Raw genomic sequence first — 18,009 nt, 5'->3', positions numbered from 1 at the left:
TTACGTTTGATCCATGACGGAGCGACTGTTTTTGAGCCAGGATTGAAACATCAGGATGCTCCACAACGAATAGGACCAATTGCGATCTCCATGACAATGCTCGTTCCATTTTTGTCGAATGGCCTTTGCATCGAAGTAGCCTTCCAGGTCCAGCTCTCTTTCGTTGAGCAATCCTTCGGCCCAGTCCCGCAACGGACCTTGCAACCAGAGTTGCAAGGGGATGCCAAACCCCATCTTCGGGCGATCGATCAAGGAAACGGGCAGATGACGTTCCAGAACCTTGCGCAGAATCCATTTCCCCTGGCCATGGCGCCACTTCAGGGCAAGCGGTAATCGCCAAGCGAACTCCACGACCCGATGGTCCAGAAATGGCACGCGCGTTTCCAAGGAGACGCCCATGGCTGCACGGTCCACTTTGACCAGAATATCGTCAGGCAGATAGTGCAGCATATCCATGGCCATCATGTGATGCCAGGCATCCAGCTCTTGTAGAGGCGCTGGAAGCTCAGCGCGCAATTCCGGTTCCAGCACTTCCTTGAGCAGGTGTCGCGAATGGTGCCATTGTGAAATCAAGGCGTGATAGAGTTCATGATGGTTGCGACATTCCAGAAGAACGGCTCCTTTATGGAATTTGTCGCCTGCATTCTGGAGGTGCCAGCGGGTGGGAAGAAGGTGGAAAATTGGGTGGGTTGCCTTGTCCCACGTTGCGGGGGAGATGCTTTGTATGGATTGCGACAGACCGCGCCGCAGTGGCAATGGGAGGTGTTTGATGCGATTCCACCAGGTGTGAGCCTGTGCATAGCGTGTATATCCACCAAACAACTCATCTCCCGCATCACCCGACAGGGCTACGGTTACGTGGGATCGGGTCAGTTTCGAGAGCAGCAGAGTGGGGATTTGTGAGGAGTCTGCAAAGGGTTCATCATAGTGATTCCCAAGTTCGGGAATGACCGCCAGCGCATGTTCGGGTGTGACCAATAATTCGGTATGTTCGGTTCCCAGGTGCGATGCCACCTGTCGTGCATGATACGCCTCGTCAAATTGCTGCTCCGCAAAGCTGATCGTGAATGTTTTGACCGGACGAACCGATTGACATTGCATCAGAGCGACAACGGTTGAGGAGTCGATTCCGCCAGACAAAAAGGCCCCCAGTGGAACATCAGAGAGCATTTGACGATGGACCGCATCTTTGAGCAACGTTTCCAGGGCGTCAATCGCCTGGATGTCGTGACCAGGAAAGGGATCGCGTTGACCCGTGCGCATGATGTCCAGGGGGTGCCAGTAAGGGAGGATTCGAGGCTCCTGGAGATCTGCGGAAACGGTCAGCAACGTTCCCGGTCGCAGCTTGAAAATTCCTTGGTAGATTGACCAGGGAGTTGGAATGCACTGATATTTCAAGAACAGTTCTACGGCTCTCCTTTCGATCTTGTTTGCAAATGCCGGATGGGTGCGTATGGCCTTGAGTTCCGAGGCAAACAGGAATGCGTTGCCTTGCCAGCCGTAATAGAGGGGTTTTTCCCCCAGACGATCACGGAACAGGGTCAGGGTGTGATCTTGTCGGTCCCATACGGCAGCCGCGAACATGCCGATTGTTTTTTTGATCGTTTCCAGGATGCCCCATTGCTCGAACCCCATCAGCAAGGTTTCGGTGTCGGAATGACCTCGCCAGGTGATTGCGGTTCGACTGGAGAGTTTGTCGCGCAGATCGGTGTGGTTATAGATTTCTCCATTGTAGGTCATAATGTAGCGGCCACTTTGGGAGTGCATCGGCTGATGTCCTGCCGGCGATGGATCCAAAATGGACAAGCGGCGGTGACAGAGAAGGATGCCCTGTGGATCATCATGCCAGATGCCTTCATCGTCGGGTCCGCGATGCGTCAAGGCTTGCGCCATTCGTTGCCCGATCACGAAGGAGGGCGTGCTGTGCGGCGTTGAGGAAAGGGCTCCGGCCAGTCCACACATCGGGTGCGATGCTCCTGGGCATTGGATGGTTGCGGTGAAACTCCCGCCAGGGCGGTCCACGGTCGGGGGGTGAGGGGGGCCATCATGCCAAGTTATGGCTGTCCATCGCCGTGTCGGGATGGTGATGCAGTGCTGAAACCAATTGCACCACTATGGCACCATTTTTTCAGAAAAATGCAGAAACTGTCTTATTAACCATTTGATTTTATTGGTGTCCCCGGCGCGATTTGAACGCACGGCCTACGGATTAGGAATCCGTTGCTCTATCCGACTGAGCTACGGGGACGTTCAGACATCAAAAGAGTCTCGGACCAGATGGAAGGGCAATCATGCAAACTGGCCGGTAGAGGTGGGAGTGTGGAATCGTCGATCTTATCCGCTGAGCCTGGAACAGTTTTATGGCTGCATATCCACAACCATCACTTTCGGAGAACCCAAAAAGGGTAGCATCTTTCCGATTGGAATCCAAGTCTGAATCCGACAACGGGATTCGAATCGGGAATTTCAACCCTCTTGCGGGGTGGGCAACGATGCGTCGCCAACCAAACCGGAAGGTGGAGGAGGGGCCTGATACGATCCGACAAAATCCGGTGGTCAGGGCGGTCCTGGCCGTTGCCGGTCATGAGGCTTTGCTTTGACTGGGATATAGGGTCAACGGATTGAGTTTTGTGCCCGCGATGGCCGGATTTGGGTTCATGCTTGCCAGGATGGATTCGGGTTGCCGAAAGGCCGCTGCAAGGATCAGGGACAGGGCTTTCCCGGTAGGGTCCAAAGGGGCAGGCTCACACCGCTCCTGAGTTGATGTGCGCTTGCCACATGGATGAGATTATCTGTTCGTTTCCCGCAACCACCATGCGCTCGCGGCTCCGAACCACGCCGCTCCCGCCAGCAACAGCATGCCCATCTGGTACTCTGCCGGACTGTAAAGACGTACTCCGTCGATCATGGCACCCTGCCAGTGCTGGTCCATCACCCAGCCGACCAGCGGTTGCAACACCGCGCAGGAGAGAAAACCGCCCATATTGACCACCGAGGTGGCAATGCCCGAAAGATGGGGTGGATTCACCTCCTTGGCGCAAGCCCACGAAAGGGTGAAGCCCGCCGTGGTGATGCCCATCAGGGCAAACAGGGTATGGGAGACCGTGGGGGAAAGACGAAGATCGGCCAGCCAAACCAGCCAGATCAGGGCATGCAGGTGGGTGGAGATGAGCATGATCGGTTTGCGGTGACCCAGGCGGTCCGAGAGGGTGCCGACGAGCATGGCACCAATGGCAAAGGCGGCAAAGTAGATCGACAGGTGAGAGGAGGCTGTGGCGCGGCTCATGCCGTGGACCTGGGTGAGGTAGGGCATGGCCCACAGGCCGCCGAAGGCAAAAAAGCTTCCGGTGACGCCCACGTTGATCATGGCGCTGGGCCAGGTGGCGGGGTTGGTCAACACGGTTCGAAGCCCCGCGAATGCGCTGGCGCGATCCATGCGCGCAGTCGGGTGGGTGGCGGTGTGCTCCTCTGCCGGGTGATCGCGCACCAGGAGCCAGCACCCTGCGCCCAGCAGCAGCGACACCACCCCCACGCCCATGAATATGCCGCGCCAGCCAAAGCTTTGCGCGGTGAGGGTCAGCGGCGCGCCAGCCAGCACAGAGCCCAGGTTGCCGATCAGCATGCAGACGCCGACCAGGGTGGCGAAGCGGTTCGCCTCAAACCAGACGGCGATCAGTTTGAGCATGGCGATGAAGGTCACGGAGACCCCCAGACCGATGAGGGTGCGGCCAGCCAGGGCCATGTCCAGGTTGGAGGCCATCCCGAAGAGCAGACTGCCGGCACCCCCGACCAGACCCCCCAGCAGCAGAATGCGGCGTGGTCCCAGGGTATCGACCAGCATGCCCGTGGGTACCTGCATGACCAGATAGACGTAGAAGTAGGTGGCAGCCAGCAGGCCCAACGCCGTGCCGGAGGTGTGAAACGCCTGTTCAAGTTCCTGGGTGATGCCCACCGGCGCAAAGCGCTGAAAAAAGGCGATCACATAGGCGGTGGCGACGATGCCGAGCGCCCACCAGCGGCGCCGTTGTTGTGCGGGTGAGAGTGTGTGCATGGCAGGTCAGTGCGGCGCAAGAGTGGGATATCAGACTTGGTTCGTTGGAATGGTGGCGGCAGGGATGCGTATTTTCTGGTTTCATCACAACCCAAACCTGCCTTGTATCAGGTCACAGCAGCGGTTGCAGAGGAATGTGTCAATAAAAATGAGGTGCGCGCCTTCAGAATTTGAAGAGTTGAAGTTCGTGATTCTTCGGCCTCCGTTTACGCCCTTCTGGCGGGGGGTGAGGCGTGACAGAGATTTGTCATCCGGTGTGTTGGATTTCGATGTGGATGCGGAAGAACTCCTTTCGCACCCTGGCTCACCGTCTGGATGACTCCTGATCGTGTTACCCCCTGGCGGGTTGCTTCCCAGCAGAGCCTGCCTCCATTTCATCCGGCGTTTTCAGTCTATGATGACGTTGTCACGGATGTCACGTCCGTTTTTTTCTTACGGCGGGTGGATTGATCCAGACGGCCGCCGGCGGACTTGCTGGAACCGGTCGCTTCTCGGAGGTCTGGGAACAACAGAGGTAACATCCGGAGAAACTGGTCTGCTCGAGCAGATTCTGAGGACGAGAGTCTCATTTTTATTGACACATTCCGGTTGGTACACTAAAATTCCAGGATATTTAGAGGACGTCCGGCATGTAAGCTTTAATCCGCTTGACATGGTATAGATAGTCTCCGGACGGAGGTTGTCATGCATAAAGATATCAAAAATGATTATAGGATTGCGTCAATCCCTTGCTGGAACCTTGCAAAAGAAGGTGTCCAGGAAGTTCGCTCCCTATTCCTTCCAGGAACATTTTCAATAGCATATTTTAAACAGGATGCCAGCGGGGCATGATTCCAAGATGCTATGGAGCTGAAGTGCGATCCATGAGCATTCTCAACAATGGGTCAGGTGCGGAGTATTGAATAAGATTTTTTATTTGAATCCTTGATGAGCATGAAGAGCTTAAAGGAATCAAGTAGGCATGGCAGACGATGGATGGAGCTTGGATGCAAACTCCTGTTTGGGGAAAAATGGCCCGAAGAAGGACAGGGGCGTAATCCAACAGACAGTGGGCGAAGTGGTGACAGGCTTCATCTTGACGTTGACCAGACAGGCACCTCATTGGGAATTGAATTGGTCGGGGCTAACGTGCATGATAGCTGGTTGGTTGGCTCCATGTTCGCGGTGATGATTGTCGGGTGCTTGGTTGCAACGCCTGAGCAGCCACAAAATTTTTGCCTGGACAAGGGGTTGCGATTGCGTCAGAGTGGACAGGGGGGCAAAGATCCTGGATATCAACCTCATGTTCGACGGATTGGTGAAGAGGATACGGGGGCGGATCGGGAGTTGAATCTTTCCGCCTGCGGGTGGGTAGTCGAACGGACTTTGCATGGTTGAAAGGTCCCCGCGCTTTACGAATCCGTTATTTCGTGAAGGGGGTAAAAATGATCTGGCGACGCAAGAGTCTCTTGCGCGCTTATTGTGTATCGTCGATGTCATACTTCAGGATGGTTGAGCCACGTTAGCTGGACGTCCTCTTGTTTTCGATCTGGTGGTTGCGGGTGATTGTGTGCCAATTTTCTGGTTCATATGGTGAATGGTCAAGAAACTGCAGCTATCTTGTTTGGCTATGTGGATTTCTTTCTGATCTGATATATGAATCAATAGATTATCATAGTCGCTTGCCCGCAACTGCCGGATCTGGTGTCTGACTTCGGAATGGAACGATCGTTTGACCGTCATATCAACTTAACGAAATAAATTGAAAACTTTCGATAAGTTGTTGGCGGAAATTGCTGCAATTTGACCCGGTTAGGTTCGATCTTTCTGGCTGTGCTTGATCATCATGACACGGTATGGCGGTAGCGTGCCTGAAATCGGTCGCATGTTTGAGGTGCCGGCAAAAGGATGGTGCCGAAACCCTGAGCTGCCGCTGTACATCTTCCAGCAGCTTGGCCAGTGCCCAGCACTCTGGTATTCCCTCATGAGCGCATTGGCAGGCTGGTACGGTTTTGGTTGGAGGAATGGATGAACTGGCTGATTTGACGGCTGTTCATGTGAACGTATCCACTGGGGTGACGCCAGAGGTCGCGTCATAGGGTCATGCCGTACACTCCATACCCACGCGTGCAGGGCTGTCTGTCAACGCAGCAGGCTGTAGGCGAGTGAGTATTCGGTGAGCGGGGTTGAATCGCCGGTGCGAAAACCCACCGGGTATGGCATGATCTTGAACCCACGGTTTCGAAGTTCTACCATCGAACGCGGCATGTGCCAGCCGAGGTCACCAGCAACCACGGTTTTTGGCAACGGTCACCCAGAGGCACTTGGCCGTGGGCGGCAAGCTCAAGAGCTGAAAGTTGGAAAGGCTGCTTTTGGATAGGCCTGAGGCGTTCAGGGGTGACCACGGTAATTCATCAGGGAAGAAAGCATGACAGTTACGACCGTTCAACCCGTCATCCTCTGTGGTGGCTCCGGCACCCGCCTTTGGCCCTTGTCGCGTGCGGGGTTCCCCAAGCAGTTTCTCTGCCTCACCGGGATAGAGAGCCTGTTCCAACAAGCCGCCAAGCGTTTAGCGTCCTTGGGCGACAGAACAACCCATGTCGCCCCGCCGCTCATTGTCAGCAACGAAGAACATCGCTTCCTGGCGGCTGAACAGATTCACGAAACCGGCATTGAGTTGGGGGGTGCCCTGCTTGAACCCGTTGGCCGTAATACCGCCCCGGCGCTCACGCTCGCTGCACTGGCGGCCATGGAGAGGGGCAACGATCCAGTCTTGGTCGTCACGCCATCGGACCAAACCGTCGCTGATCAAGTCGCCTTTACCCAGGCCATGCATACCGCCATCCATGAGGCGGCCCAAGGTAGCATCGTCATCCTTGGTATTCGGCCTGACCACCCTGCGACAGGCTACGGCTATATCCATGTCGAGCCTCAATCAGACGCATCAACAACGTCGGCGCTGGCAGTACGGAAGTTTGTCGAGAAACCCGATGCCGCCACCGCTCAAACTTACGTGGATGCCGGCAGTTACTATTGGAACGCGGGTCTTTTTGTGCTGAAGACCTCGGTGTGGCTCAAAGCTCTGCAAACGTTCCGACCAGACATAGCCAAGGCCACAGAAGCGGCGTGGACCGCAAAGACACAAGACTCTGTATTTGTTCGCCCAGACAAAGGAACGTTTATCAATGTTCCGAGCGAATCGATCGACTACGCGGTGATGGAAAAATGCCCCGGCAGCGACTTCCCGATCAAGATGGTCCCACTTGATGCAGGCTGGAATGATCTCGGGGCCTGGGATGCCGTTTGGAACGTGTTGCCCAAGGACGAAGCAGGCAATGTTCATCTTGGCGATGTCATTACCACCGACAGCCGCAACACGCTGGTGAATGCCACAAGTCGTCTGGTCGGTTTGGTCGGCGTGGACAACCTTGTCGTTATCGAAACACCGGATGCTGTGCTCGTTGCTGACAAGTCGCGCAGTCAAGATGTCAAGTACATCGTCAATTCACTGACCCAACAAAAGCGCGAAGAACATACCCTGCACCGCAAGGTTCATCGCCCTTGGGGCTGGTACGACAGCATCGACGACGGCCAGCGATTCAAGGTCAAGCGCATTCAGGTCAAACCCAAGGCCAGCCTGAGCTTGCAAAAGCACCATCATCGCGCCGAGCATTGGATCGTCGTCAAAGGCACTGCCGAGATCACCAACGGCGATAACATCATTGTTCTCACCGAGAACCAGTCCACCTACATTCCGCTCGGCGAAGTGCATCGTCTGGCAAACCCTGGTACGATTCCGCTCGAAATTATCGAGGTCCAATCGGGGAGTTATCTGGGCGAAGACGACATCGTGCGCTTCGAAGATAACTACGGACGGAGCCAGAAATCGTGATCAACAAGACTTGGTGCGCGTTGATATTTAATTGAGGGGTATGCTCAAGCCCCGGAATCCAAATTGAGCTTTGTGGAAAAAAAACTTGAAACAGGACCAATTAAATGAAGAAAATTGCAATTATCACTGGCATTACCGGCCAGGACGGCGCCTACCTCGCTGAACTGCTCCTCGAAAAAGGCTATGAAGTGCATGGCATTCGTCGCCGTGCATCCTTGTTTAATACAGATCGCATCGACCACCTTTATCAAGACCCACACGTGCCAGGAACGCGCATGTTCCTGCACTACGGGGATCTGACCGACACCTCCAGTCTGGTTCGAATCATCCAGCAAGTGCAGCCGGACGAAATCTACAATCTCGCCGCGCAAAGTCACGTTGCCGTAAGTTTTGAAGAGCCTGAATACACCGCCAACTCCGATGCGCTGGGCGCACTGCGCATCCTGGAAGCCATTCGACTTCTGGGCCTGGAGAAAAAAACCAGATTCTATCAAGCCAGCACCTCCGAACTTTACGGCCTGGTTCAGGAAATTCCCCAGAAAGAAACGACGCCATTCTATCCGCGCAGCCCCTACGCCGTCGCCAAACTTTACGCTTACTGGATTACCGTCAACTACCGAGAGGCATACGGCATCTACGCCTGCAACGGTATTCTTTTCAACCATGAAAGCCCGCTCCGTGGTGAAACATTCGTCACGCGGAAGATCACCCGTGCGTTTGCCCGAATCAAACTCGGCCTGCAGGACTGCGTTTATCTTGGTAATCTCAATGCCAAACGTGATTGGGGGCATGCCAAGGATTACGTCGAAATGCAGTGGCTGATGCTGCAACAAGAAAAACCCGAGGATTTCGTCATTGCCACAGGCGTTCAATACAGTGTGCGTGACTTCATCAACGCGGCTGCAAAGGAGTTGGGCATGCTGATCCGCTGGGAAGGTGAGGGCCTGGATGAAAAAGGATATGACGCGTATGGCAAATGTGTCGTGGCTGTCGATCCACGCTATTTCCGCCCCACGGAAGTTGAAACCTTGCTTGGAGATCCAGCCAAGGCCAAGGAGAGACTTGGTTGGTCGCCGAAGATCACCTTCGAAGAACTTGTTGCTGAAATGGTTCGCGAAGACCTCAAGTCGGCTGAGCGTGATGAGTTGATCAAACGTCACGGATTCAAGCCAATGGATTATCACGAATAATCAACATCCTGCCTGCACAACTTTTGCAAGCCATTACAATTATGAAAGTCGTACTTCTCGCCGGTGGACTCGGAACCCGTATATCCGAAGAAACCGCACTAAAGCCAAAGCCCATGATCGAGATCGGTGGCAAACCGATCCTGTGGCACATCATGAAAATGTATTCCGCCCATGGAATTCATGACTTCATTATTTGCTGCGGCTATAAAGGCTATGTTATCAAGGAATATTTCGCCAACTACTTCCTGCACATGTCCGATGTCACCTTTGACATGCAGCAGAACAAAATGGAAGTGCATCAGCGTTACGCTGAGCCTTGGCGTGTAACTTTGGTAGATACTGGCGATGAAACCATGACAGGTGGGCGACTTAAACGGGTTGCGCAATACCTTGAGAGTGAAGAAATTTTCTGTATGACCTATGGGGATGGTGTGAGCGATGTGAATCTCACGAAACTTATCGAGTTTCACCGTTCCCACCGCCTGCAAGCCACTCTGACCGCCACCTATCCGCCAGGCCGATTTGGCGCTTTGGATATACACGCCGATCACAAAGTCACCTCGTTTAAAGAAAAACCAAAAGGTGAGGGAGGGATGATCAATGGTGGTTTTTTTGTCTTGTCACCCAAGGTGATTGATTTGATTGATGGTGACACCACCATTTGGGAACGGGAACCCCTGGAAAGACTCGCGGAATCTGGTGCGCTTAAGGCCTATCCGCACGAAGGGTTTTGGCAGTGTATGGACACGCTGCGTGACAAAACCCATCTCGAAGAACTCTGGGCCAGTGGAAAAGCGCCATGGAAGGTATGGGAATGAATCCGGAGTTCTGGCGCGGCAAGCGTGTCTTCATGACAGGCCACACAGGTTTCAAGGGAAGCTGGCTCTCTTTATGGCTGCAGCGCTTGGGCAGCGAAGTGACAGGCTATGCTCTGAATCCGCCGACCAACCCTGGTTTGTTCGAAGTCGCCAATGTCGGTGCTGGCATGAAGTCGATCATCGCCGACATCCGCGACCCCGAAAGTTTGAGCCGGTCCATGCAAGATGCGAAGCCCGATGTCGTCATCCACATGGCCGCACAGCCCTTGGTTCGCTATTCCTACCAAGCGCCGGTAGAAACCTATGCCACCAATGTCATGGGCTCGGTGCATTTGCTCGAAGCTGTGCGCAAGACCGAGACGGTGCGGGCCGTGGTCAATGTCACCAGCGACAAATGCTACGAAAACAAGGAGTGGCCCTGGGGGTATCGCGAAAATGAGCCCATGGGAGGTTATGACCCTTATAGCAACAGCAAGGGGTGCGCCGAACTCGTGACGGCAGCCTATCGCAACTCCTTTTTCAATCCTGCCAAATATGCCGAGCATGGTGTCGCTATTGCCAGCGGTCGCGCCGGTAACGTCATTGGCGGGGGGGACTGGGCAACAGACCGTCTTATCCCGGATATCTTGCGCGCGATTGAGGCCGGCCAGGCCGTGAATATTCGCAGTCCCCATGCCATCCGGCCTTGGCAACACGTATTAGAACCACTGAGCGGTTACCTTGCTCTCGCGGAACAGCTCTTTACCGAAGGCCCGCTCTACGCTGAAGGGTGGAATTTTGGGCCTGCCGACGAAGACGCCAAGCCCGTGCAATGGATTGTCGAGCAACTCACCGCACAATGGGGCGAAGGCGCCATTTGGCAATTGGATCAACAGCCCCAGCCCCATGAAGCGCATTACCTCAAGTTGGATTGCTCCAAGGCAAGAGCCAGATTGAACTGGTACCCACGATGGTCATTGTCAGAAACACTTTCCAGCATCGTTTCATGGCACAAGGCATGGCTTGAACACGAGGACATGCAAGCGGTCACACTTGATCAAATCAGCAATTACGAAACGACATATCGCCAAATACTATGAATAAAGCCGAACAACTCCGCCAACAGATCGCGGCCTTGGTAGACGAGTATGCCGCGATTGCCTTGGCAGCCAAACCCTTTATACCGGGTACCTCCCCTGTCCCGCCCTCCGGCAAAGTTCTTGGCGCAGCCGAGCTTAAGAACATGGTCGAGGCCTCGCTGGACGGTTGGCTGACGACAGGTCGATTCAACGACGAATTCGAACGGCGCTTGGCCAAATACCTTGGGGTCAAGCACTTGATGACGGTCAACTCCGGTTCATCCGCCAACCTCGTCGCGTTCAGTACCCTTACCAGCCGAAAGTTGGGTGAACGTGCCATTAAGCCTGGTGATGAAGTGATTGGCGTTGCTGCCGGCTTTCCCACCACAGTCAACCCCATCCTGCAATTCGGTGCGGTTCCTGTTTTTATCGACGTACACATCCCTACCTACAACATCGACGTTACTCAACTCGAAGCGGCCATCAACTCCAAGACCAAGGCCATCCTGCTCGCTCACACCCTGGGCAACCCCTACAACCTTGCTGAAGTCACCCGTATTGCCAAGAAATACAACCTTTGGCTGATCGAAGATTGCTGTGACGCGCTCGGTTCCACCTACGATGGGACGTTGGTCGGCACCTTTGGCGACATTGGTACCCTGAGTTTCTACCCAGCCCATCACATCACCATGGGCGAAGGCGGGGCTGTGTTCACAAATAACGGCGAACTCAAACGCATAGCCGAATCCTTTCGCGATTGGGGGCGCGATTGCCACTGCCCACCCGGCACAGACAACACCTGCACCAGGCGTTTTTTCTGGAAGTTGGGCGACCTTCCGAAAGGTTACGATCACAAATACACCTACAGCCACGCAGGCTATAACCTCAAAATCAGTGACATGCAAGCCGCCTGCGCGCTGGCGCAACTGGATCGGCTTGATCACTTCGTGCAGACGCGTAAAGACAATTTTGGCTACCTGAAAGATCGTCTCAAATCCTGTGAAGAGTTCCTCATCCTGCCAGAAGCCACAGAAAACTCCGAACCATCGTGGTTCGGCTTTCCCATAACCTTGCGCGAAAACAGCCCGGTGAGCCGTGTTGATTTGCTCAACTATCTCGATCAGAACAGAATTGGAACACGCCTGCTTTTCGCAGGCAATCTCACGCGGCAGCCTTACATGATCGACCGCAATTTCCGTGTGAGTGGCACCTTGAGCAATACCGATACCGTGATGAATAACACCTTCTGGATCGGTGTCTATCCGGGCCTAAGCACCAAGATGCTCGATTTTGCCGTAGAGAAGATCGAGGCATTCCTTGGAGTGAATTTTTAATTTCCCAAAATCAAGTTAAGGTAACCGCAATGTTTAAGACCATTTCAAAATGCCGCATTTGTGGTGGGGATCATCTGATCAATGTAATGTCATTAGGAGAACAGACCCTGACAGGTGTCTTTCCTCGCTCCCGTACCGAAAAAATCACCAGTGGTCCGGTCGATTTGGTTCAGTGCGCCAGTGGGGGAGGTTGTGGCCTCGTTCAACTCAAGCAAAGCTATGATCTGAGCGAAATGTATGGCATGAATTATGGCTACCGTTCCGGTCTGAATGCCAGCATGGTCAAACACCTCCATTCCAAGGTCGATAAGATTTTGAACCTTGGCATTCTTCAGCAGGGCGATCTGGTTATCGACATTGGCAGCAACGATGCCACCACCTTGCGAGCCTACCCGTCCGGTCTGTATCAGTTGGTCGGTATTGATCCAACGGGCGTCAAGTTCTCGTCATACTATCCTCCCGAAATCCGCCTGATTCCAGAGTTCTTTTCTGCGGAAGCGGTTGCCAAAGCTCTGTCGGACAAAAAGGCAAAGATTATCAGTTCATTCTCAATGTTCTACGATCTTGAAGACCCCATTGCCTTTGCCAAGGAAATCGAAGAGGCCCTTGACGACGAGGGGGTCTGGATTTTTGAACAAAGCTACTTGCCCGCGATGCTGCGAACCAATTCTTTCGATACCATTTGTCACGAGCATTTGGAATTCTACGCGCTGAAACAGATTGATTGGATTACAGACAAGGCAGGTTTGAAAGTCCTTGATGTTGAATTCAATGATGTCAACGGCGGTAGCTTTTCTATTATGGCAGCCAAGGTAGGGTCTGCACGTCAACCCAATGTTGAATGGCTGAACAAGATTCTTGATGATGAACAGGCGCTTGGACTTGGAACCACCAGAGCGTTTGACGACTTCAAGATTCGTGTGGAAGCTGCCAGGGAACAACTGATGAGCTTCCTGACCACAGCCAAGAAAGAAGGCAAACGCGTATGCGGCTTGGGTGCCTCCACCAAGGGCAATGTGCTGCTCCAGTACTACGGCATCAATGAACAACTATTGCCCCAAATTGGTGAGGTTAACGAAGACAAGTTCGGCTCATACACTCCGGCGACGCTGATTCCCTTGGTGCCGGAAGCACAAGTGTTGGGATCCAACCCTGACTACCTGCTGGTGTTGCCGTGGCATTTCCGTTCATTCTTCGAGTCCCTGCCCAGCATGAAGGGCCGCACCTTGGTCTTTCCGCTCCCGAACTTTGAAATCGTCCAGCTTTAACGATCGCTCATGCATGTCTTGCTGACAGGGGCAACGGGCTACCTGGGTAGCCATTTGGCACATGCCTTGGTTGCAGGTGGAGTTAAGGTATCGATTCTGAAGCGATCCACATCCTGCCTTACTCGTTTGGCGGATATTCAGCATCATCTTGCGATGTTCGATATCGATGAGAAAGGAATAGAGGCGCCATTCAGAAGCGGCGGACATATCGATGCCATTATTCATGCCGCAACAAGTTATGGCCGCAATGGTGAAAACGAATTCGAGGTCTTCAAGGTCAATACGCAATTTCCTTTGGATCTTTTGCAAACAGCCACATGTTTCAATACAGAAACATTCTTCAATACAGACACAATACTCCACGAGTATTTGAATGCCTACGCACTCTCAAAGCAGCAATTTTCTCAATGGGGCAGAATATTTGCTGAAAGCACAAAGATTCAGTTTGTAAACATTCGTCTGGAACATATTTATGGACCAGGCGACGATTCGTCAAAATTCACAACCTGGATGATTCGTCAATGTTTGAATAGAGCTTCCAGAATCCCTCTGACCAAAGGCGAGCAGATGCGCGATTTCATCTATATCGAGGATGTAGTCGCAGCTTATATGTTAATGTTCAAAAATTTAACAGGTCAAAAAAAGGTCTGGCAAGAGGTTGCTTTAGGAAGTGGCACCCCAGTAAAGATCAGGCATTTCGCTGAAACGGTAAAGAAACTCACAAATTCAGACAGCGAACTTGATTTTGGGGCGTTTCCTTATCGTAACAATGAAATCATGTCTTCGTCAGCTGATATTAGTACACTCAATGCGATGGGCTGGGCGAGTAAATGGAGTCTTGAAGCCGGTCTTTCCAAGGTTATAGAGATGGAGCGTATTGAATGAAATTTTTAATTACAGGTGGTTGTGGTTTTCTTGGAAGCAACCTTGCCCAGGAAGCCATCCAGCGCGGCGACGAACTCATCATATTTGACAACCTGTCCCGTTCAGGCTCAATCGATAACCTCACCTGGCTCAAAAGTCAGGGTGACTTCCGCTATGTACATGGCGATATTCGCAGCACCAACGATGTCGTTCGTCTTGTTTCAGAAGTTAAGCCCGATGCAATCTTCCATCTTGCGGGGCAAGTGGCAATGACCACATCGATTGCGAATCCAAGGATGGATTTCGAAGTGAATGTTCTGGGGACATTCAATCTTCTTGAAGCGGTAAGACATCATGCACCTGATGCCATTGTCGTTTACTCTTCAACGAATAAGGTATATGGTGACTTGGAGCAATACAAGTATCGTGAAACAGAAACGCGCTATGAGTGTATCGATCACCCCAACGGATTCAATGAGCAGGTACCGCTAGAATTTCATTCTCCTTATGGCTGTTCGAAGGGTGCGGCAGATCAATACATGCTCGATTATGCCCGCATCTTTGGTTTAAGAACAGTCGTCTTCCGTCATTCATCGATGTACGGAGGGAGGCAATTTGCAACCTATGATCAAGGATGGATTGGTTGGTTTTGCCAGAAAGCGGTGGAGACTAGCAAAGGATTGATCAAGCAGCCGTTCTCCATATCTGGAACGGGGAAACAGGTTCGAGATGTGCTTCATGCGGATGATATGAAGCGCCTTTATATTGCGGCTCTCAACAATATTGGAACCGCCGCAGGTCAGGCATTTAATATAGGTGGTGGAAAAGACAATAGTCTATCATTGATTGAATTGTTTGCAATGCTTGAATCAATTCTGGACGTTCGCTTAATCTACATTAAATTGCCCGCGCGAGAGAGTGACCAAATAGTGTATGTTTCAGACATTACCAAGGCGGTTCAAACGCTTAAATGGCAGCCTACAGTTAATGCTTATACAGGCATATCATCCATGATTTCATGGATCGAACAAAGATTCTAGTGTATTAAATAACAGGTTATCTTAAGAATATAGAATGGTTTTATCTCTGATTGTGGACATCTTATGCCTACTGTTTCGATACAAGCACCAACCGAAAGTTGAATTTGGTTATGCTGGCCACGAGCGTTTCTGGAGGCCAACGATCGCTTTAAATGTTTTTTATAGATTATTTCTTTAAAATTTGAATACCAAGCGAACCATACCGAGATACATTGTAGTAGGCCTTTCCACCTGGCTAGCAAGAATTGTTACTGTAGGGTCTTCACTCTACACTACAAGAGTATTATATAGTCATTTAGGGGAATCTGGATTTGCTTTGTATTCTATCCTCCTGAGTCTAACTGGCTGGTTTGCACTTTCTGACTTAGGGATTGGTCAAGCATTACATAACTATTTGGCGGAACGGCGAGCAAAACATTTACCATATAGCAACTATATAATAGCTTCAGCTAAGGCTGTTGCTGTCTTGTGTATAGTTATTTTTATTGTCTCTATTATATTTTCTGGATTGATATGGGAGGTCTTGTCAAGAAAGTCAGGTGGAGCAATAAATCGGGAAAGCGGAGAACTTGCTATTGTATCGATTGCATTAATATCGACAGTTAGTGTATTCGGGTCTCTTTCGACTAAAATATGGTTTGCAGAGCAACGTGGATATCTTGCCAATATATTGATAGCATCTTCAGCAATACTTTCTGCGGCGTCAGTGACATTGATTGGAGCTTTTGAATTCAACAACAAATTGATCGCAGCATTGCTAATTCTTAATGCCCCTCTCGCTTTTTTTACATTTGTTTCTGCGTTGCATCGTATTCGACATGAGTTCTCACTAAGGTCTGCAGAATACGAGAACCTGCCGTTTAGACAATTATTGGAGCGTGGATCATCATTTTCAGCTTTTTTTTTGCTGGCCGCAATTGTTACTCAATCAGACTATTTTATTCAGTCACAGTATTGCGATCCAAAGCAAATCGCAGTCTACGCGATACTGAGCAAGTTGTTTTCTATCTATCAGATGGCTTATATTGCACTCCTTCAGGCGTATGCACCAATAGCGACAGCATCGTATGCAAAGAATGATTGGAAGTCGACCAACAAGATAACGCGCACGCTAATAATTCTTTCTGCAACTGGAGCTGTATTTTATACGGCAATAATTTATTTCAGTAACAGCCATTTGACACTGTATTTTACTGGTGGCCAGTTTTCAGAATTTCCGGTGGACTTGATAATGTTGTTTGGCGTTCTTCTTCTGGTTCGCGTTTGGACGGATACCTATGCTATGATCCTCCAGAGTGCATCGGCACTCAAGAACTTGGTCTTTTCGGCATCTGTTCAAGCCATATTTTCCATTGCGCTACAGTTATTACTGGTTCCTGATTTTGGACCGAGCGGCACCATATGGGCACTTATTATTTCATGGGTATCGACGGTAGCTTGGTTGCTACCAGTTCTAGTAACTCGTCTGCAAAAGCCTTAAACTAACCATGCCAATTTTATCAGTCTGCATTCCGACATATAATCGCGCCGAGCATTTAGCCGCCACTCTCGATTCATTATTGGTAGCCAGGAGAGATTTTGACGTTGAAATCGTAATATCAGACAATGCCTCTAGCGATACCACTCTTGAGGTGTGTCGTCAGTATGTGAACCAGCACCCCAACATAGTTTACACGAGAAATACTACTAATTTAGGTGCCGATCTGAATTATTTAAAGGTCGTTTCAACAGCTAGCGGAAGTTATTGTTGGCTTTTTGGGAGTGATGATATAGCTGAAAGCGAATCGATAGCCAGGATTCTGAAGAGCATTGAAAGTGGATCTGATGTTTATATTCTTGGATTTATGCTGTGTGACGGAGCAATGAATCCTAAAGTTCCTCAGCGTATTTTTACCCGACGAGATGATTTCGTTTTGGATCTTTCTGAGCCAAGTAGGCGGAAAGAGTATTTTGAAACAGCAGTGACCTCGCCTGCAATATTTAGTTTTCTCGGCTCTTTGGTCTTTCGGAAGTCGGTTTGGGATGAATCTGTAATCAATATAGCTGAATTCAATGGAAGTTTGTGGATTCATGTTGCTAAATTCTTTCAAGCCATGAAAAATAAAATCGTCATTGAATCAATAAATTCAATTTGTTTATATAAGCGCGGCGATAATGATTCATTCATGGATAAAGGACTGGCAAATAGGCTTTCTGTTCAAATTGCTGGATTTCATCGATTGGCGGATTATTTTTTTGTTAAGGATTCAATTGAGTCCCTAAATATTAAACGTATAATACGAAATGAAATTCAACTCCGAGATCTTCTCTTTGCTAAAATATTGGCGCAACGTTCAGAAAGTTATCATGATATAAAGCTGCTCAATCAGTTGGCTTGCCTAAATTGGTGTAACGCCGGGCCAAAATATTTTATTGCACTATGGATTTTCAGAGTTGCCTTCGCGCCAATAATTACCAGGGCATTCATTTCACTTATCGACCTCAAGCGATTGATCTTACGTGAACTTTCATAAAC

At 51.0% G+C, this 18,009-nt stretch carries 13 protein-coding genes and 1 tRNA gene; 11 read left to right on the top strand and 3 right to left on the bottom strand.

The features are described 5' to 3' along the window. From asnB to ACOY6C_RS13670, 3 genes are all read right to left on the bottom strand, one after another. Entirely contained in the window at positions 1–1,962 is a 1,962-nt protein-coding gene (gene asnB, locus ACOY6C_RS13680) for an asparagine synthase (glutamine-hydrolyzing) (protein WP_420906025.1), read from the bottom strand. A 209-nt stretch (positions 1,963–2,171) separates the two neighbouring features. Continuing rightward, positions 2,172–2,248: transfer RNA gene (locus ACOY6C_RS13675), tRNA-Arg, on the bottom strand. 540 nt (positions 2,249–2,788) lie between these two features. Further along, a complete protein-coding gene (locus ACOY6C_RS13670) occupies positions 2,789–4,051 on the bottom strand; it encodes an MFS transporter (protein WP_420906024.1) in 1,263 nt (420 codons plus the stop codon). Positions 4,052–4,735: 684 nt separating this feature from the next. Here ACOY6C_RS13670 and ACOY6C_RS13665 point away from each other — a divergent pair. The 11 genes from ACOY6C_RS13665 to ACOY6C_RS13615 all read left to right on the top strand — a co-directional run bounded on the left by ACOY6C_RS13665 (position 4,736) and on the right by ACOY6C_RS13615 (position 18,007). Next, positions 4,736–4,882, top strand: coding sequence for a hypothetical protein (locus ACOY6C_RS13665; RefSeq protein WP_420906023.1), 147 nt, complete (start codon positions 4,736–4,738; stop codon positions 4,880–4,882). Positions 4,883–6,458: 1,576 nt separating this feature from the next. Continuing rightward, entirely contained in the window at positions 6,459–7,922 is a 1,464-nt protein-coding gene (locus ACOY6C_RS13660; protein ID WP_420906022.1) for a mannose-1-phosphate guanylyltransferase/mannose-6-phosphate isomerase, read from the top strand. Positions 7,923–8,026: 104 nt separating this feature from the next. Next, complete coding sequence (gene gmd, locus ACOY6C_RS13655) at positions 8,027–9,112, top strand: GDP-mannose 4,6-dehydratase (RefSeq protein WP_420906021.1); 1,086 nt, start codon at positions 8,027–8,029, stop codon at positions 9,110–9,112. A gap of 41 nt (positions 9,113–9,153) precedes the next feature. Next, a complete protein-coding gene (rfbF, locus tag ACOY6C_RS13650) occupies positions 9,154–9,930 on the top strand; it encodes a glucose-1-phosphate cytidylyltransferase (protein WP_420906020.1) in 777 nt (258 codons plus the stop codon). Further along, entirely contained in the window at positions 9,927–11,009 is a 1,083-nt protein-coding gene (rfbG, locus tag ACOY6C_RS13645) for a CDP-glucose 4,6-dehydratase (protein WP_420906019.1), read from the top strand. Before rfbF ends, rfbG begins: the two co-directional genes overlap by 4 nt. Beyond that, positions 11,006–12,322: a lipopolysaccharide biosynthesis protein RfbH gene (gene rfbH, locus ACOY6C_RS13640; protein WP_420906018.1), complete on the top strand. Its 1,317-nt coding sequence runs from the start codon at positions 11,006–11,008 to the stop codon at positions 12,320–12,322. Before rfbG ends, rfbH begins: the two co-directional genes overlap by 4 nt. 29 nt (positions 12,323–12,351) lie before the next feature. After that, complete coding sequence (locus ACOY6C_RS13635) at positions 12,352–13,590, top strand: class I SAM-dependent methyltransferase (RefSeq protein WP_420906017.1); 1,239 nt, start codon at positions 12,352–12,354, stop codon at positions 13,588–13,590. Positions 13,591–13,599: 9 nt separating this feature from the next. Beyond that, the gene (locus ACOY6C_RS13630; RefSeq protein WP_420906016.1) at positions 13,600–14,475 is read left to right on the top strand and encodes an NAD-dependent epimerase/dehydratase family protein; all 876 of its coding nucleotides are present in this window, start codon (positions 13,600–13,602) and stop codon (positions 14,473–14,475) included. Next, complete coding sequence (locus tag ACOY6C_RS13625) at positions 14,472–15,494, top strand: NAD-dependent epimerase/dehydratase family protein (RefSeq protein WP_420906015.1); 1,023 nt, start codon at positions 14,472–14,474, stop codon at positions 15,492–15,494. Before ACOY6C_RS13630 ends, ACOY6C_RS13625 begins: the two co-directional genes overlap by 4 nt. A 316-nt stretch (positions 15,495–15,810) precedes the next feature. After that, positions 15,811–16,974 carry an MATE family efflux transporter gene (locus ACOY6C_RS13620; RefSeq protein WP_420906014.1) on the top strand — a complete coding sequence of 388 codons (1,164 nt, stop codon included), beginning with the start codon at positions 15,811–15,813 and terminating at the stop codon, positions 16,972–16,974. Between the two features lie 7 nt (positions 16,975–16,981). Further along, positions 16,982–18,007, top strand: coding sequence for a glycosyltransferase family 2 protein (locus ACOY6C_RS13615; protein ID WP_420906013.1), 1,026 nt, complete (start codon positions 16,982–16,984; stop codon positions 18,005–18,007). The last annotated feature ends 2 nt before the right edge of the window (positions 18,008–18,009 follow it).

Source organism: Candidatus Magnetaquiglobus chichijimensis (assembly GCF_045865675.1).
Lineage (GTDB): Bacteria > Pseudomonadota > Magnetococcia > Magnetococcales > Magnetaquicoccaceae > Magnetaquiglobus > Magnetaquiglobus chichijimensis.
The sequence above is the reverse complement of the archived record's forward strand: the minus strand, read 5'-3'. Positions and strand labels throughout refer to the sequence as shown.

Bases quoted from the DNA above. Each gene is read 5' to 3' on its own strand.
- rfbG (WP_420906019.1), top strand. From the start codon at position 9,927: ATGAATCCGGAGTTCTGGCGCGGCAAGCGTGTCTTCATGACAGGCCAC.
- ACOY6C_RS13625 (WP_420906015.1), top strand. From the start codon at position 14,472: ATGAAATTTTTAATTACAGGTGGTTGTGGTTTTCTTGGAAGCAACCTT.
- ACOY6C_RS13660 (WP_420906022.1), top strand. From the start codon at position 6,459: ATGACAGTTACGACCGTTCAACCCGTCATCCTCTGTGGTGGCTCCGGC.
- ACOY6C_RS13635 (WP_420906017.1), top strand. From the start codon at position 12,352: ATGTTTAAGACCATTTCAAAATGCCGCATTTGTGGTGGGGATCATCTG.
- rfbF (WP_420906020.1), top strand. From the start codon at position 9,154: ATGAAAGTCGTACTTCTCGCCGGTGGACTCGGAACCCGTATATCCGAA.
- rfbH (WP_420906018.1), top strand. From the start codon at position 11,006: ATGAATAAAGCCGAACAACTCCGCCAACAGATCGCGGCCTTGGTAGAC.
- ACOY6C_RS13670 (WP_420906024.1), bottom strand. From the start codon at position 4,051: ATGCACACACTCTCACCCGCACAACAACGGCGCCGCTGGTGGGCGCTC.
- ACOY6C_RS13665 (WP_420906023.1), top strand. From the start codon at position 4,736: ATGCATAAAGATATCAAAAATGATTATAGGATTGCGTCAATCCCTTGC.
- gmd (WP_420906021.1), top strand. From the start codon at position 8,027: ATGAAGAAAATTGCAATTATCACTGGCATTACCGGCCAGGACGGCGCC.
- ACOY6C_RS13615 (WP_420906013.1), top strand. From the start codon at position 16,982: ATGCCAATTTTATCAGTCTGCATTCCGACATATAATCGCGCCGAGCAT.
- asnB (WP_420906025.1), bottom strand. From the start codon at position 1,962: ATGTGTGGACTGGCCGGAGCCCTTTCCTCAACGCCGCACAGCACGCCC.
- ACOY6C_RS13630 (WP_420906016.1), top strand. From the start codon at position 13,600: ATGCATGTCTTGCTGACAGGGGCAACGGGCTACCTGGGTAGCCATTTG.